Genomic DNA, 14,238 nt, shown 5'->3' with positions numbered 1-14,238 from the left:
ATTCCTATGAGGTTTGAGCATCCAGCATCACGCTGGCGCGTCCACTCAGCAGCAGGCTGCCGGCAGCGCTCAGGCTGAAGCTGTAGATCATGGCGTTGGCGTCGCCAGACAGGCGCTCGGCGTGGATGTCGAGGCTCGCGTGGCCGTCGAGGCGGTTGCTGTGAAACTCCACTTCGCGCACGCTGGTCAGGTAGCCGGCGCGCGGCGCTGCATCCTTGCCGGCGGTCAGCGCTCCATGCACGGCCATGGCCTGGGCAGCGTATTCGATGCCGTTGGCAATGCCGAGTCGGCCGGCTGCGCGCAGTGGATTGTCGGCCAAGGTCTGGCTGGTCGCAACGCAGTGGATGCGGGTGTCCGACCAACTCGTCACGCTATCGAGCAGGCACATGTCGTCATGGTGCGGAATGCGCGCGGCAATTGCGGTACGATCCAGCATGGCGCTCACGCGCCGACCTCGATGGCGAGGTTCAGGCCTTGCAGATAGTCGATCACCACTCGACCCGTTTCGCCGCGCGCCAGCATTTGCAGCAGGGGCAGGGCACGCGCAGCGGGGATGTTCTGGCGCAGGTTTTCCAGCGTGGCATCGGCGCAGGTATTCGTGACCTCGTCGCCAAGTTCGATGCTCAGGCTGGCAAAGGTCGCGGCGCTGCGTTCGCTGCGCAACAGCAGGGCGATGCCGAATGGATAGGGGATCGGGCGCAGGCTGGCCAGCGGTTCGGGGAAAGGGGTGTCATAGGCCAGCAGCAAGCAAGGCTGGCGGTTTGCCAGTGCTTGCGTGGCGGCTTCGAGCAGGCCGGCGCCGAAAGTCGCGTCCAACGCACACAGGCTGGTGGAGGGCGCGCGGCAGCCGGTGGCGATGCCCCAGTAGCCGGAGGGCGCGTTGTGCACCGAGTTGTGAAAGCGCGTCGGCGAGATCTGGCGGTCATCGGAGGCCAACACTTCAAGAATGGCGTGGCAGTTGTCGCAGTCGCCGTCGGTGGAGGAAAACACTGCGGGCAGGTTTGCCGCATCGGCGCCGGCCTGACGCACGGCTTCGAAGCCGATGGCCATGGCCAGCTTGATCGGCACGCCCACGCGACGGCGCTCCGCCGGCGGCAGGGCCTCGGCAGCCGGCAGCACGGTGGGCGCCAGCACGAGTTCTGCGCTGCCGGCCAAGGCGCCACGACTGGCCTCCCAGCCGGCCATGCCGGGGCCGCACAGGCCAATGCCATCCAGATACAGTTGCAGCGCGCTCATGCAGCCACCTTGCTGAGGACGAGGCTGCAGTTGCTGCCGCCGAAACCGAAGGAATTGGAGAGGGTGTGATGCATGGGCGCGTCGAGGTTGGCGAGCAGATAATGGCTGTGCAGCTGCAGATCGAGTTCGGTGGTGCCGACGCCGCCTGGCGCGAAATCGTGCTGCAGGGCCAGCGCGCAGAAGATCGCCTCGACGCCACCGGCTGCGCCCAGAGTGTGGCCGGTGTGGCCCTTGGTCGAGCTGCACGGCGTTTGCGTGCCGAACACTGCGCCGACGCCCTTGTCCTCGGCCGCGTCATTGCTGGGCGTCGAGGTGCCATGCAGGTTGATGTAGTCGATATCGCTGGCGGCGAGGCCGGCCATGTCCAGCGCGGCCTGCATCGCCAGACTGGCGCCGAGGCCTTGCGGGTGCGGCGAGGACATGTGGTGCGCGTCGCTGGATTCACCGACGCCGCTCAGCACGATGTCGCCTGGCCGTACTTCGGTTTTTTCGAGCAGGATGAAGGCGGCCGCTTCGCCGATGGAGATGCCATCCCGATGCGCGTCGAAAGGTTTGCAGGCGTCTCTTGAGACCAGTTGCAGCGAGTCGAAGCCGTAGAGCGTGGTCAGGCACAGCGAGTCGACACCGCCGACAATCGCCGCATCGATCAGGCCGGCGGCGATCATGCGCTGGGCGCTGCCGAAGACCTTGGCGCTGGACGAGCAAGCGGTAGACACGGCGAAGGCCGGGCCGTTCAGGGCGAAATAGTGGCGCACGAAATCGGCGATCGAGTAACTGTTCTGCGTGTGGTGATAGTCGTGGCCAGCGGGCAGCGCGCCAGTGACCGGGTCGCGCTGGCGGAAGGCGATCTCGCTGCTGAGGATGCCCGAGGTGCTGGTGCCCAGAAACACGCCGACACGGCGCGCGCCGTATTGTGCAATCGCAGCGCGCACGGCGTCACTGAAGCCATCGGTTTCCAGTGCGAGCTGGGCTAGGCGGTTGTTGCGGCAATCGAATTGCATCAGGTCGGCACGCACGCTGAAATCGTCCAGACCCGGCACTTCGCCGATGCAGGTGTCGACGTCGACGGTTTCCCAGTGTTGCTTGGCTAGTCCGCTGCGCTGGGCGCGCAGCGCAGCCAGATTCGGCGCGAGGCCGGTGCCAAGGGCCGTGCTCAGAGTGAAGGCAGAAAGTCGCAAGGCGTGCACGCATACTCCGGTTCTAAAATTTGATGCGATTTTAACCGATGCGGCGGGGTGACCCGGATATCTGCCCGAATTCATCTTTTTACGGCACATGCTCGGAGATTCGCTTCGAGCGGACATCTTCAGGCAGGGGCGCTGCAAAGGCAGGCGGGTAGCGGGTCTACAGGCATGAGCCTGCAAAAAACCAAGCACCAGGACCGCTGCGCCGAGCCATTGTGGGAGCGACGCCGAGTTCAGGGTTTCGTTCGGACGTGGGAAATTGCAGCCAGTCCTTGCCGGGCCGGATTACGCCCGCACCCGGGCCACCAGCATCACATTGGCAAAGGGATTCGCGCCGTTCATGGGCTTGGTCTGTACGTCGAAACCACGCGCTTCGAGGATGTGCACCCATTGGGCCAGTGGCCGACACCACATGCGTGGGAGGCGGTGGCCTTGCACGGTGGTGATGAAGCGGTCGACCAACTGGCTGATGCGAAAGCGCAGGCCGCCCTCGGTATTGCCGATACGCGTCAGGAACAGGCCGCCGGGGCCTAGCGCCGCGCGGATCTGGTCGAGAAGGCGATCCTGCTCCGGGTAGTCGATGTAGTGCAGCGCGTCGAGGATGGCAACGACATCGATATTGCTGAAGTCGGCCTGACGCATGTCGCCCTGAGCCAGCTGCACGCGCTCGGGGTAGAGCGGCTGCAGTACGCGATTGCCCATTTCAGGTTCGCGGCCCATCAGTTCCAGTCCGCGAAAATGCAGACCTGTCGGTGGTGGCGGGGCGTTGGCGGGCCATTGGCCGTCCACCAGCATTTTTTCGGCGGCGAGGAAGCTGGCGGCGAGCAGGCCGCGGCCGCAGCCCAGATCAATGACTCGGGCATTTGAAGGGAAGACGGACTGGTTCAGCAGCGCTGCGAAAATCGGATCGCCGCCTAGCTTGCCGCGTGCCCAGCAGTAATCGATCAGTCCTATGGACTTGAAGGGCTGGCTGGCCAGACGGACCAGTTGTTTTTTCAGTACGTGTTGCATGCTCAAAGCTTCAAGGTGGAGTCGGCAGGTGAACAGGCTTGAGGCCGCGCTCCGTCACCGTTGCCAGAAGAAGCGGCAGCACCGCAAGGATGATCGACTCGCCATTGCGCGTGCGTGCGGAATTGCCATCGTGCAGGAGCAGAATATCGCCTGACGCCAGATCCTGCGTCAAGCGTGCCAGCACGCAGTCTGCGTCGCTCGTGCGGGTGTCGTAGCCGCGCCGCGTCCAGCTGACTAGACGCAGGCCGAGCTGCTGCAGCACTGGTTCGAGAAAGGGATTGCGCAGACCCGCCAGCGCACGGAAATAGCCCGGACTCTGGCCACTGATGGCTTCCAGTGTGGCTTGCGCTTCTCCGACCTCACGCAGCCAGCCAGCGGGGCCGAAGAAGGCGCTGTGGTTGCGGTGGCGCTGACCGTGATTTTCGATGCGATGGCCGCCTGTGATGATGGCCTGGATCAGTTCGGGATGTGCGGCCGCACGCTCGCCGATGCAGAAGAAACTGGCCTTCGCGCCGTGCGCGGCGAGGATTGCCAGCACCTGCGGTGTGACCTCCGGATCGGGTCCGTCATCGATGGTGATGGCGACTTCCTTGCGGGTGATGGCGTCGGCGGGCAGGCGCACGAGGTTCGGCCCGAGCAGGCTGCAGCGCGGCAGCAGGCCGGCGATGACGACGCTGGCGTGGCTGGCGATCAGTGCCGCCAGCGCCCAGGGCCAGCTTGCCGGGAGGAAAATCCACAGTGCAATCGCCCCCGCGTGCAGCAGCACGGAGATCAAGATGAACGGAGAGGAGCGCCAGGCGGGCTTGTTCACGATGCATCTCCGGAGAAGCCCGCTGGGCGAGGATCTTCGTAGGGTGCGCAATGCGCACCGTTGGCGTGATCGGTGCGCATTGCGCACCCCAAGGAAAACGGTAGCCCGTCGAGCCAGGATGCCCACAGCGCTTGCCAGGTCGGCCAGTCGTGCCCACCGGGCAGATATTCGACGCGCTCCGCGGGCAGCAGACTGGCGAGCAGACGCTGGTTGCGGACGAAACGATCTTCGCTGCCGCAACTGAAGGACACGGGTAGCGGCGATCCGGCGGCGGCCTGCTCGACCAGCCAGCGCCAGAACACGCGTTCATCGCCTTGTAGTGATTCCGTTGTTCCGAACCAGGCCTGCGGCCCGCCGGCGGCGCGGATCTCGGCGAGGATGTCGCCGGTGCCGGGGTAGGGCGCCATGAGGTGAATGCCGGCCAGTTCCTCCGCATGCGTGCTGGTATACAGCAGCGCATTCAGACCGCCCAGCGAGATGCCGGCGAGCCAGATGTGGCGATAGCCGGCGGCACGTGCAGGCACGATGACTTCAACGTGCAAGGTGCTGACCACCGTGCGCGCCATGACGTGGGTGTAATTCAGGTCCGCCGCGAGGATGTCGACCGCGATGCCCCGGCTGCGTACGGCATCGATGAAACCGTAGCGCTGGAAATCCTCCAGCACCGTTTCCGCGCCGGGCAGCAGCACCAGCAGCGTGTCGGGGCGCGTGGCGAGCGCGTCAGTCAGTGTGCGCATGGTTTTGCTTGCGCGCGAGGATCGCCGAGAAAATCAGCGCGAGGAAGGCGCCGGGGCCGACGGTGGTGCCAAAGGCCGACAGCACCGAGACCTGCGAGAAGCCGAGCAGGCCGAAGCTGGATACCGTGGTCAGGTTGGCGACGACCAGCGAGACCAGGGTCTGGCGTCGCTCGGCGTCTGTACCGCCTTCTTGTGCGCCGCTGTCGAAAAACAGGGCGTAGTTCGAGCCGACGGCCATCACCAGCAGCAAACCGACCAGATGCAGAATGGTCATCTGGCGCCCGCCCAGCGCGAGCAAGGCGGCCACGCACAGCACGGCGCAGACCAGCGGAGCGGTGATGCGCAGGGCGCGTGGCAGCGAACGCAAAGCGAACAGCATCAGCACGATGATAATCAGGCCGCCCCAGATGGCGAGTTGTTGCGCTTCGTGCAGATAGCCGGCGTACAGGCTGGTGGATTCCTCCAGCAGGTCGATTACCGTGGCGCCGGCAACGCCGCTGCCAGCCAGCAGTTGATCGACGCGGGCGGTGTCGATCAGCTCGCTCTGCGGACCGCTGCCCGTGGCGCGCAGCGGCAGCAGCACGAGGTAGTCGTTGGCGCGTTTGACCAGCAGCGAATCGACCAGCAAGGACGATGAGGTGCCATTCAGATCGGCGCGGGCCAGCGGCGCGCGGGCACGCGTGCGTTCGACATCGGTCAGAAAGCCGCTCAGACGCTCGGCCTTCAGAGGCATGCCTTGCAGAGCTGCGCCCAGATTGTTTTTCAGGATAGCCTCTTCGGGGAGCGCCATCCGGCGCGCCTCTTGGGCCTCCTGGCTGGGGAGGACGAAGGCCGGCGAGCTGAAACCGCCGATCACGTTTTGTGCGATCAGGGTTTGCAGGGCGGCGCCCAGTTTCTCGGCGCCTTGCAGGGCGGTTTCCTGTTCTTTGGCGGTGAAGGCCACCATGTAGCGCATGTCCGGTGCGCCCATGTCGGCGCGCAGGGCGTGGTCCAGATCCTGATCGGCTTTTGATACCGGGCTCAGCGACGAGAGCTCGCGGCTCCATATCGAATCGCCACGGCTCCACAGCAGGCCGGCGGCGGCGATCAGCACAATGGCCAGAGGCAGGCGCAGGCGGTGGGCATGCTTGAACAGGTTCTGTAGGAAACCGCTGATGCCGGACAGATCGCGCAGCGCGATTTGTTGCGGCATCAATAGCGGCAGGACAAAGCGCGTGACCAGTGCGGCGGCGACCAGACCGCTGATCGAATACAGGCCCAGCTGCGCCAGACCCGGAAAGCCCGAAAACAGCAGCGCGGCGAAACCGGCGATGGAGGTGAGTACGCCCAAGCCTATGATGCGCCAGAAGTTGCGCGGATCACGCCCGCCGGCGCGCTGGATGAACAGGTAAATGGAGTAGTCAACGGACTCGCCGATCAGGGTGGTGCCGAAGGCCAGGGTCAGGCCGTGCACATGCCCGAAGCCTAGGCTGACTGCCGCAATGCCGACCAGTGCGCCCGAGGCGACCGGCAGCAAACCCAGTATGAGCAGGCGTGGCGAGCGATACACTGCCAGCAGCAGGCACACTACCAGCAGTGTGCCGGCCAGGGCGAGACGGCTGATTTCGCTCTCGATAGTGTTGCGCGAGGACACTGAAAACACGCCGGCACCACTCATCACCAGGCGGGCGTCGGCCTGCCGATCCGGGAGCTGGTCGAAGGCGCTGCGGATATTGGCAATTGCGGCGGCCTGCGCATCGGTATCCGATCCGGCAGCGGCGGTCTGGATCAGCAGCAGGGCGCGCGATCCGTCACGCGCGGCCCACACGCCTTCGAGTGAGCGCGGCTGGCTGTCGCCGGCAAACTGTTCGAGCAGGCCGACGGTTTCGCCGGTCGGGTCGCGCGCCAGCAGGCGCTTGAGCATCAGTCCGGCATCGCCCGAGAGTGCGTCGAGCGAGGCGCCAATGGCCTCGCGCAGGCCTTCGGTGGTGAAGCGCTGCGGCGTGACATCGGCATTGAGCAGGTAGCGGTTGTCGAAGAAGTAGGCCTGATCGCGTGCCAGCACGGCGGCTTCGCCATTCTGCACGCCGATGAAGGCTGGGTTCGCGCGCAGGCTGGCCGCCAGATCACGCGACAGGCGTGCGCGTTCGGTGGCGTCCGCCCCTTCGATGCCGACCATCACCAGACGCGCAATGATGCCGTCGCGCAGCTGCTCCACCAGCATCTGCTGGCGCGCATTTGGCGCCTGCGGCAGGAAGGCCGATAGATCCGAGACGAAGCGCGTGTGCGTAATCACCAGCACGCAGGCGACGAGGCTGGCAATCCACATCCCGAGCGTGGCCAGACGGGTGCGCCGCATCATGGTTGCACCATCTGGGTGACGATGATTTCGGAGCGGTCGCCGTCGGCCAGGTCAAATTCGATGCGGCTCACATCGGCACGGCTGCCGATGATGCGGATGCGTGTGATCAGATCGGACATGCGCGAGAACTGCGGCAGCAGGATCAGCTGCCACTTGTCTGCGTTGCCGCTGAGTGAAAGTTTGTACACTTTCTCCAGCGCGGTTTTGTCACCGGCCAGGGTGCCGCGAATGCTTTCGACGAAGGCGGCGGCTTCCGGATAATTCTGCAGGTTCAGGCTCAGGCGCTGCTTGCCGGGGCGCTCAATGATCAGCTGCGAACCCTCCAGCGTGATGCTTTCGGTGCGCGGTTTGAGGGTGCGTTTTTCGAGTTTATCCGGCGCGGTGAAAAACAGCTCACCCGAGGATTCGACGGCGCCCTCGACGATGCCGATGTATTTCTTCTCGACGAATTTGGCGTGGCCGCTCTTGTTCTGGGCGAGCAGTTGCATCAGCTCGCTGACTTGCCACTCGGCCCCCTGGCTGCTGGCCATGAACAGGCTTATCAGCAGGGCGACAGACCAACGGAAAAGATCAGGCATCATCACGGGCGGATTTCCAGAAATCGTAAAAATTGAACCAGTTATACGGATGCTTCTGACAGTGCCGTTCCAGCACCGCCGCGTAGTTTCCAATCGCGTTGCGGATCGCAGCGTCACGTTGATCGCGGTGAAGCTCTGAAAAATCTGCAATCAGCTCGAAGTGTACGTCGTAACGATTGCTGCCAGCGTACAGACCGGCCATGAAGAACACCGGATGACGCAGCATCGCCGCCATGCGGAAGGGGCCTGTCGGGAAGTGGGCTTGCTTGCCAAGGAAAGACACGCTCTGATAGCTGTCAGTTCCCGTCGCGCGATCCGCCAGAATACCGACCATCGCGCCGGCCTCCAGCTTGTTATGAACCAGCAGCATCGAGTCGAGCTGGCCGAGCGGGATGATGTCCTGCATTGCACGCGGATTGATTGCTGCCAGCGTGCTGTTGATCTGGCGCGCGTTGTCGGCGTACATCGCCATGCACACCGTGCGCTGGGGATGGGCGCGGGCCAGGGTGCGCATCAGCTCGAAACTGCCCAGATGCGCACCGAACAGGAACAGGCCATCGCCGCGATCGTGGCGGGCGTGAAGGGTGTCGGCGCCGAACCAGCGGATCTTGAAGTCGTCCTCTCGGTCATTCAGCAGGTAGAAGCGGTCATGGATGGTGCTGGCAAAACTCAGGATGTGGCGATAGCCATCCAGCCAGGTGCTCGGCCGGCCGAGCACTCTGCCCAGATAGTCGCGCGAGGCCCGGCGGGCGGCGGGCGCCGCAAACAGGAAATACAGGGCGATGCCATACACGATGGGGCGAGTGACGCGGCGCCCGAGGCGCAGCGACAGGACGCTCATCACGCGCAGCCAGAACGCGCTGCCGCGCTCCTCGCGCTGCATCCATTCGGGTTTGTGAGCACTGCTCTCGGTACTCATGTTTGTTCTGGATCTTGCAGGGTAAAACGCCCGCTGGCGATCTTGCGTTCAGCGGCACGGATTTCGAAACGGCCCGAGTTCTCGTAGTCCAGCCACAAGGCCTCGCCGGGGCCGACCGGGCTGAGGAACTTGGCCACGGCGATACCGTTGACACGCAATCCGCTGGCTGCTTCCACAAGCAATTGCGCCTGATCCAGCAGCACGACACCGGGCACGATGGGCCGGCCCGGGAAGTGGCCGGCGAAGGCAGGGTGATCGGCGGGAATCAGTAGTTCCAGCGTTGGCATCAGGCGTCGGGCTCCAGATGTTCGGCGATCAATGCGGCCATTGCGCTTGCCGGAATCTTGCCGGTGGCGTTGCGCGGCAGGGTGTCGAGGAAAATGATCGGACGCGGCAGGAAGACCGCATCGACCCAGGCGCGCAGGCCGTGCAGGATGTCTTTCGTGCTGATGCCGGGGGCGACCACGAAGGCTGCGAGGCGGCTGGCTTCGCCTTCATGCGGCAGGCAGAAGGCTGCATCTCGCACGCCTGGCAGGCGCAGGATGACATTGTTCAGAAAAGCCAGCGAGCTACGCTTGCCGGCGATGTTGATCATGTCGGAGCCGCGTCCGAGCAGGTGAAAGTGCGTGGCGTCGAGCAGTTCCAGCACGTCACCGAGCACAATGTCCTGTTCCAGCGCTCCGCTGGCTGTGGTTGCGGCATCTTGCTGCTGCAGGTGGATGCCGGGAAACAGCGTCCAGGCTTCGTTCTGTGTGGGCTGGCGGGTGGCCAGCTGACCGGTTTCGGTCGATCCGTAGATTTCCAGCATTGGCACGCCGACGCGGGCTTCGGCCTGCTGGGCAAGTTCGCGCGCGAGCGGCGCTGTGGCCGAGAGCAGGGCTGCGAGCGGCGGAATGCCGATCTCGGCATCCAGCAGATTGTGCAGATGAAAGGGCGTGGTCACCAGCAGGCGAGGGGCCGGTAGCGCGGTTAGCGCCGTGCTCACATCTGCCGGGAAATAGGGTTGTTCGGCACTCAGGATGCCACCGCCGATCAGGGGTAGCAAGACCGTGGATTCCAGTCCGTACATGTGCTGGAAAGGCACTGTGCCGAGGACTGCGCAGGGCCCGCCGGTGACGGTCCAGAGGCGTTCGGCCTCGGCCAGCGAGATAGCTACGAGGCGGCCAAAATGTTTGAAGTGCGCTTGTGGTTCACCCGTGGAGCCAGAGGTGAACACACAGGCGACCGTTTGTTCTGCGTCGATCTGCGGCATTGTGGCGGTGGTCGCCGGGGCCGTGTCTGGATTGAAAGCCAGTGGCAGGTGGGGCAGGCCGAAGGGCGCCTCGGCTTGATCGCTCAGGCACAACAGATCCGGTTCACGGGCGCGTAGTGCAGCGATATTTTCGGCCGTGGTGGCGTTCGGCAGCAGGCTCAGATTGCCGCGCGCAATCGCAGCGAACAGGCCGATGGCAAACAGGTAGCGGTCCTTGCACAGATTCAGCAGCGGTCGCCCGGCGGGCAGGCGATCCGCCAGTGCCAGCACGTCGCGCAAGAAACGCGCGCGCGAGATCGCTTGGCCGTGCCGACTGGCAACGGTGGTGTGATCGGGCAGCTCGGGCAGGAGTGGCAGAGTCTGCATGACGGATCAGTCTTTGTTGCTGCGCTCTGAATACTCGCGGTAAAGGCGAATGCTATGGGCGATGCTGACGTGCTTGAGGCCGGGCAGGGCCGCCCGGCGCGTGAGGTATTCAACGACAAAGATCGCGCCGATGAGCACGGGCGTCAGCAGGTTGGCGAACACTGACCAGAGCGTGAGCGGGCCGAAAAAGAACAGCAGGCTAGAGATCACCATGGCGCCCGCAAAATACAGGGTCCACACCACGGTGACATTCCTGGCGTAACGGAGGTGGTGGGCGTCCAGTGGCGGCGCATACACCATGCTCGACAGGCGCGCGCATAGTGCCGTCGCATCGTCCTTGCCGAGGGTGCGCCCGAACATGATGCCCAACATGGTGTGCATGCCCGCGTGCTGAATGTAGTAAACCCAAGCGGTATTGCTGCGCAGGAAATCGAGATTCAGCAACATGCCCAGCAGGCAGGCCGCACACAGGCTCTGTAGCCAGACCGAGCGTGAATGCCAGGCCAGCACGACGGCGCTGGTGCTCAGCGGGGCCAGCCCGATGAGCAGACTGATCAGCGGCGGATCATTGGCGATGGCGGCTTGATGCCCCAGCCACAGGTAGGCCGCACCGAACAGCGCGCCGAAACCCCAGCGCAGCACCTGCTTGGCGGCCATCACTTGGTCCGGTGGGCGGCAACGTGCTCGGCGAGGCTGCGCAGTGAGCCGAAGATGCGGAAGTTGTCTTCGCTGTCGGCCTTCAGCTGGAAGCCGAAGCGCTTGGACATGACCAGCGCCACTTCCAGGATGTCGATGGAGTCCAGCCCGAGGCCTTCTTCGCCGTAAAGTGCGTCTTCGGCCTTGATCTCGTCTGGATTGCTGTCCAGATTGAGGGCGGAAACGATCATCGTGGCAACTTCGCGCTCCAGCGCGGCATCGGGTGTGGCGTGTTCTTGAGTCATGCTTGAATGAAATACGGGTTGGTCTGAGCTGCGGGATTATAGCCAATCGGCAGCGCCAGCCGTCTGATTGCTAAGCCTTTCACGGGTTTTCGGGCGAAAACTGCGCAAAAAGTCACGTTCGTGACTTTTACGGATGTGCCCCGAAGAGCCGCGCTGCGCCTTGTTCTGCGCCAAGGGTATCTGTACAGGCAATGTGGGAGCGGCTCTTCAGGCAGGTCGGTGTGAACCCGGCGCTTGCACGCCGCCTAGCCTCGGCCGGCTTTCGTCGCACGCACAGGCCAGCAGGAGAGCGCCAGTAGCACCGCGCCAGTGCCCAGAAAAGTCCAGTAATCGGTGGGTGCGCCGGCCAGCCAGTGCTTGTGCCAGGGCACATGGGCCGGGTTGAAATTCGCCCAGCCGTAAGCCGGATTGAGCACGAACCACAGGAAGTCTTCGATGATCCAGAAAATCTGGATGCAGGCAATCACCCGCGCTTCGGCGCGCCAAGACCAGTGCGCGAAGAAGAACAGCGGAAAGTGAAAGATCAGCGCCATGAAGGAGAACACCCAGGCGTGATAACCCGTCATCGGCCGCCCGCCCCAGAAGATGTCCAGCAGCCAGTGCTGCTCGATGCGCCAGGTCGGCAGATTGGCGGCCCAGCCGGCGGCGCCTTCGATCTGGATTTCGACTTCGGCGAAGAACAGCGCCAGCAGCGCGACCCAGACCAGCGTCAGGAGCAGCGCGCGGCCATTGCGTGGTACCTCGGCACTCATTGGCCGAGCACCGTTTTCAGCACCTGCTTGCCGGCATCCGGCCGGCCCAGCGCCCGCGCCTTGTTGCGCATGTCGGCGAGCTTGGCCGGGTTTTCGAGCAGCAGGCGCACGCGGTATTCCAGCGTCACCGCGTCGCAGGCTTTCAACGCCACGCCTTGCTCCAGCAGGTAGTCGGCGTTGCGTTCTTCCTGTCCCGGAATCGGCGCATTCAGGATCATCGGCAGCCCCTTGGCGAGGCATTCCGAGGTCGACAGACCGCCCGGCTTGGTGATCACCAGATCGGCGCAGCTCATCAGGCGCTCCACCTTGTCGGTGAAGCCCAGCGCGACGAGCCGGCCGGGATGCTGCGCGGCCAGCGTCTGCAAGGCTTCCAGCGCGGCGACGTTGCGCCCGGCCAGCACGATCAGCTGGAAATCGCCGCCGATTTGCAGCAGGCTCTGCGCCACTGTATCCAGACTGCCCATGCCCGCGCCACCGCCCATCAGCAGTACCGTGGTGCGCGCCGGATCCAGCCCGTATTCGGCGGCGCAGATCTGGCGCTCCAGCATCTCGCCGAATACCGGCATGATCGGAATGCCCGTGACATGGATGTTGGTCGCCGGAATCCCCGCCGCGCGCATGCGGAAGGCCACTTCCTCGTTGGCCGCGAAATAGCCACGCATGTGTTCATGCACCCACATGCGGTGCAAGTCGAAATCGGTGACCTGCACCCACACCGGGCAGGCCAGATCACCCTGACGCAGCATGCGATCCAGCATCTCGGCGGGCAGGAAGTGCGTGCACACGATGGCGTCCGGCGCGAAGGCCGCGATCTCCTTGCGCAGTGGCCGTGTCGACAGGCGCTCCACGCTGCGGCGGATCTTTTCGGTCGTGCTGTCCGGCTTGGCCTCGTGGCTGGATTGATACAGATAACCCCACAGCGCCGGCAGCTTCGCCACCAACTTCAGATAAGTGTCGGCATACAGTTTGCGGAAGCCCGCCGGTACGTAATCCATCACGTCCAGATGGCGCACTTCCAGCGCCTCGCCGCTCAGGGCTGCGCTCGCGCGGATCGCCTCGGCAGCGCGCACATGGCCGGCGCCGGCGGAAACACTCAGGAGAAGGATTTTTCGGGTCATGGATCTGTGGTCTTTGTTCTGTGAGTTATTGGGTGGTCCACCCGCCATCAATTGACAAGCTCGTCCCGGTGATGGAGCGCGCGGCGTCCGAGCACAGGAAGAGCACGCTGTCGGCGATTTCCTGCACGCTGACGAATTGCTTGGTGGGCTGGGCGGCGAGCAGCACGTCGCGGATCACCTGTTCTTCGGTGAGGCCGCGCGCGGCCATGGTGTCCGGGATCTGCTTTTCGACCAGCGGGGTCAGCACATAGCCGGGGCAGACGGTGTTGGCGGTGATGCCGTGCTGGGCCAGTTCGAGGGCGACGGACTTGGTGAAGCCGTTGATGCCATGCTTGGCGGCGACGTAGGCGCTCTTGAAGGGAGAGGCGATCAACGAATGGGCTGAGCCCATGTTGATGATGCGGCCCCAGCCTTTGTCTTTCATTTGCGGCACCACCAGCCGCGTGGTATGGAACGCGGCGGTGAGGTTCAGCGCGAGGATGTCATTCCACTTGTCGACCGGAAAACTCTCGACCGGCGATACATGCTGGATGCCGGCGTTGTTGATCAGGATGTCGATGCCGCCGAACTCCGCTGTGGCCTCGGCGATCATGGCTTCGATCTGCGCCGGATCGCGCAGATCGGCTGCATTCAGGCTGACGCGCACACCGTAGCGACGGGCCAGACCGGCGCACAGCGTCTGATTCGCGGCAGGCTCGCCCAGACCATTGATCACGACATTCGCGCCGCTACGCGCGAGGGTTTCCGCGACGGCCAGACCGATGCCGCTGGTGGCGCCGGTGACGAGTGCATTCCTGCCGTGCAGCATGACGATATCTCCTTGGGTTGATTCAAGCGGCGAGGATAGCACCGGGCTGTGACGCCCATGCGCGGGGCTTCCCCAAGGAGCAACAGGCCGGTTGAAGGTGATGCGTGAAATATTTGATTACCTGTCTGAAGAGCCGCTCTGGTCGGATTTCTTCAGGCAGGCATGCTGCAGAGCAAGATGCGAC

Annotated in this window: 16 protein-coding genes; all 16 read right to left on the bottom strand. The window is 64.2% G+C overall.

The window, feature by feature from the left end:
• Positions 1-4 precede the first annotated feature (4 nt).
• On the bottom strand, positions 5-436 hold the full coding sequence (locus ABXR19_RS02715) for a hotdog family protein (protein WP_354599665.1): 432 nt from the start codon (positions 434-436) through the stop codon (positions 5-7).
• Positions 437-441: 5 nt separating this feature from the next.
• A complete protein-coding gene (locus ABXR19_RS02710; RefSeq protein WP_354599544.1) occupies positions 442-1,236 on the bottom strand; it encodes a beta-ketoacyl synthase chain length factor in 795 nt (264 codons plus the stop codon).
• A complete protein-coding gene (locus tag ABXR19_RS02705; protein ID WP_354599543.1) occupies positions 1,233-2,423 on the bottom strand; it encodes a beta-ketoacyl-[acyl-carrier-protein] synthase family protein in 1,191 nt (396 codons plus the stop codon). The genes ABXR19_RS02710 and ABXR19_RS02705 overlap by 4 nt, the downstream gene beginning before the upstream one ends.
• Positions 2,424-2,705: 282 nt before the next feature.
• Positions 2,706-3,431 (bottom strand): class I SAM-dependent methyltransferase, encoded by a 726-nt coding sequence (locus ABXR19_RS02700; RefSeq protein WP_354599542.1) that lies wholly within the window; start codon positions 3,429-3,431, stop codon positions 2,706-2,708.
• 10 nt (positions 3,432-3,441) lie between these two features.
• On the bottom strand, positions 3,442-4,242 hold the full coding sequence (locus tag ABXR19_RS02695) for a polysaccharide deacetylase family protein (protein ID WP_354599541.1): 801 nt from the start codon (positions 4,240-4,242) through the stop codon (positions 3,442-3,444).
• A complete protein-coding gene (locus ABXR19_RS02690) occupies positions 4,239-4,979 on the bottom strand; it encodes an alpha/beta hydrolase-fold protein (RefSeq protein WP_354599540.1) in 741 nt (246 codons plus the stop codon). Before ABXR19_RS02690 ends, ABXR19_RS02695 begins: the two co-directional genes overlap by 4 nt.
• Positions 4,963-7,320, bottom strand: coding sequence for an MMPL family transporter (locus tag ABXR19_RS02685; protein WP_354599539.1), 2,358 nt, complete (start codon positions 7,318-7,320; stop codon positions 4,963-4,965). The genes ABXR19_RS02690 and ABXR19_RS02685 overlap by 17 nt, the downstream gene beginning before the upstream one ends.
• Entirely contained in the window at positions 7,317-7,901 is a 585-nt protein-coding gene (locus ABXR19_RS02680; protein WP_354599664.1) for a LolA-related protein, read from the bottom strand. The genes ABXR19_RS02685 and ABXR19_RS02680 overlap by 4 nt, the downstream gene beginning before the upstream one ends.
• Positions 7,891-8,817: a lysophospholipid acyltransferase family protein gene (locus tag ABXR19_RS02675; RefSeq protein ID WP_354599538.1), complete on the bottom strand. Its 927-nt coding sequence runs from the start codon at positions 8,815-8,817 to the stop codon at positions 7,891-7,893. Before ABXR19_RS02675 ends, ABXR19_RS02680 begins: the two co-directional genes overlap by 11 nt.
• Positions 8,814-9,104 carry an ApeI family dehydratase gene (locus ABXR19_RS02670; protein WP_354599537.1) on the bottom strand — a complete coding sequence of 97 codons (291 nt, stop codon included), beginning with the start codon at positions 9,102-9,104 and terminating at the stop codon, positions 8,814-8,816. The genes ABXR19_RS02675 and ABXR19_RS02670 overlap by 4 nt, the downstream gene beginning before the upstream one ends.
• Positions 9,104-10,435 carry an AMP-binding protein gene (locus tag ABXR19_RS02665; RefSeq protein WP_354599536.1) on the bottom strand — a complete coding sequence of 444 codons (1,332 nt, stop codon included), beginning with the start codon at positions 10,433-10,435 and terminating at the stop codon, positions 9,104-9,106. The genes ABXR19_RS02670 and ABXR19_RS02665 overlap by 1 nt, the downstream gene beginning before the upstream one ends.
• 6 nt (positions 10,436-10,441) lie before the next feature.
• On the bottom strand, positions 10,442-11,092 hold the full coding sequence (locus tag ABXR19_RS02660; RefSeq protein WP_354599535.1) for a COG4648 family protein: 651 nt from the start codon (positions 11,090-11,092) through the stop codon (positions 10,442-10,444).
• On the bottom strand, positions 11,092-11,376 hold the full coding sequence (locus ABXR19_RS02655; protein WP_354599534.1) for a phosphopantetheine-binding protein: 285 nt from the start codon (positions 11,374-11,376) through the stop codon (positions 11,092-11,094). The genes ABXR19_RS02660 and ABXR19_RS02655 overlap by 1 nt, the downstream gene beginning before the upstream one ends.
• A gap of 245 nt (positions 11,377-11,621) precedes the next feature.
• Positions 11,622-12,128: a hypothetical protein gene (locus tag ABXR19_RS02650; RefSeq protein WP_354599533.1), complete on the bottom strand. Its 507-nt coding sequence runs from the start codon at positions 12,126-12,128 to the stop codon at positions 11,622-11,624.
• The gene (locus tag ABXR19_RS02645; protein ID WP_354599532.1) at positions 12,125-13,246 is read right to left on the bottom strand and encodes an MGDG synthase family glycosyltransferase; all 1,122 of its coding nucleotides are present in this window, start codon (positions 13,244-13,246) and stop codon (positions 12,125-12,127) included. The genes ABXR19_RS02650 and ABXR19_RS02645 overlap by 4 nt, the downstream gene beginning before the upstream one ends.
• A gap of 25 nt (positions 13,247-13,271) precedes the next feature.
• Positions 13,272-14,054 carry a 3-hydroxybutyrate dehydrogenase gene (locus tag ABXR19_RS02640; protein WP_354599531.1) on the bottom strand — a complete coding sequence of 261 codons (783 nt, stop codon included), beginning with the start codon at positions 14,052-14,054 and terminating at the stop codon, positions 13,272-13,274.
• Between the last annotated feature and the right edge of the window lie 184 nt (positions 14,055-14,238).

It is taken from the genome of Uliginosibacterium flavum (assembly GCF_040566545.1).
Taxonomy (GTDB): Bacteria; Pseudomonadota; Gammaproteobacteria; order Burkholderiales; family Rhodocyclaceae; genus Uliginosibacterium; species Uliginosibacterium flavum.
The sequence above is the reverse complement of the archived record's forward strand: the minus strand, read 5'-3'. Positions and strand labels throughout refer to the sequence as shown.

Excerpts from the sequence above, each read along its gene's own strand:
- ABXR19_RS02680 (WP_354599664.1), bottom strand. The coding sequence starts at position 7,901 with ATGATGCCTGATCTTTTCCGTTGGTCTGTCGCCCTGCTGATAAGCCTG.
- ABXR19_RS02650 (WP_354599533.1), bottom strand. The coding sequence starts at position 12,128 with ATGAGTGCCGAGGTACCACGCAATGGCCGCGCGCTGCTCCTGACGCTG.
- ABXR19_RS02670 (WP_354599537.1), bottom strand. The coding sequence starts at position 9,104 with ATGCCAACGCTGGAACTACTGATTCCCGCCGATCACCCTGCCTTCGCC.
- ABXR19_RS02700 (WP_354599542.1), bottom strand. The coding sequence starts at position 3,431 with ATGCAACACGTACTGAAAAAACAACTGGTCCGTCTGGCCAGCCAGCCC.
- ABXR19_RS02715 (WP_354599665.1), bottom strand. The coding sequence starts at position 436 with ATGCTGGATCGTACCGCAATTGCCGCGCGCATTCCGCACCATGACGAC.
- ABXR19_RS02665 (WP_354599536.1), bottom strand. The coding sequence starts at position 10,435 with ATGCAGACTCTGCCACTCCTGCCCGAGCTGCCCGATCACACCACCGTT.
- ABXR19_RS02710 (WP_354599544.1), bottom strand. The coding sequence starts at position 1,236 with ATGAGCGCGCTGCAACTGTATCTGGATGGCATTGGCCTGTGCGGCCCC.
- ABXR19_RS02675 (WP_354599538.1), bottom strand. The coding sequence starts at position 8,817 with ATGAGTACCGAGAGCAGTGCTCACAAACCCGAATGGATGCAGCGCGAG.
- ABXR19_RS02640 (WP_354599531.1), bottom strand. The coding sequence starts at position 14,054 with ATGCTGCACGGCAGGAATGCACTCGTCACCGGCGCCACCAGCGGCATC.
- ABXR19_RS02660 (WP_354599535.1), bottom strand. The coding sequence starts at position 11,092 with ATGGCCGCCAAGCAGGTGCTGCGCTGGGGTTTCGGCGCGCTGTTCGGT.
- ABXR19_RS02690 (WP_354599540.1), bottom strand. The coding sequence starts at position 4,979 with ATGCGCACACTGACTGACGCGCTCGCCACGCGCCCCGACACGCTGCTG.
- ABXR19_RS02655 (WP_354599534.1), bottom strand. The coding sequence starts at position 11,376 with ATGACTCAAGAACACGCCACACCCGATGCCGCGCTGGAGCGCGAAGTT.
- ABXR19_RS02645 (WP_354599532.1), bottom strand. The coding sequence starts at position 13,246 with ATGACCCGAAAAATCCTTCTCCTGAGTGTTTCCGCCGGCGCCGGCCAT.
- ABXR19_RS02685 (WP_354599539.1), bottom strand. The coding sequence starts at position 7,320 with ATGATGCGGCGCACCCGTCTGGCCACGCTCGGGATGTGGATTGCCAGC.